Origin of the sequence: Kocuria salsicia, assembly GCF_007681555.1 — a bacterium.
GTDB lineage: Bacteria > Actinomycetota > Actinomycetes > Actinomycetales > Micrococcaceae > Kocuria > Kocuria salsicia.
The window spans coordinates 1-464 of the sequence record NZ_VELE01000039.1 but is presented as its reverse complement, the minus strand read 5'-3'; the positions used below and the strand labels follow the sequence as shown (position 1 = coordinate 464).

The following is a 464-nucleotide window of genomic DNA, read 5'->3' as shown; positions in this document are numbered from 1 at the left end:
GGGACTGCCGCACGAACAGGTGACAGTTGGGGTGTCAGGCCGCGAGGCTCACGGCGGGGTTCATGATGGTCTCGTATTCGATGGGGGTCAATCGACCCAGACGGGCCTGTCGACGGCGGCGGTGATACTTGCGTTCGATCCAGGTAACGATCGCGATCCGGAGCTCGTCGCGGGTCCGCCACCGCTTCCGGTCCAGGACGTTCTTTTGCAGCAGGGCGAAGAAGGACTCCATCGCGGCGTTGTCCCCAGCGGCACCGACTCTCCCCATCGATCCGATGAGGTGATGACGGTTCAACTTCTGCACGAATTTGCGTGACCGGAACTGGGATCCTCGGTCCGAATGTACGATGCAGCCAGCGACGTCACCGCGGCGGGAAGCGGCGTTGTCCAGGGCGTTCACCGCCAGTCGCGCCTTCATACGGTCGCTGATCGAGTAGCCGACGATCCGGGCTGAGAACACGTCC

The 464-nt window shown here is 63.4% G+C and carries 1 protein-coding gene; it reads right to left on the bottom strand.

Annotated features, from left to right (window positions below):
* Window positions 1–34: 34 nt before the first annotated feature.
* On the bottom strand, window positions 35–464 hold a 430-nt coding region (locus FS770_RS13600), incomplete at its 5' end, for a DDE-type integrase/transposase/recombinase (RefSeq protein ID WP_145012799.1).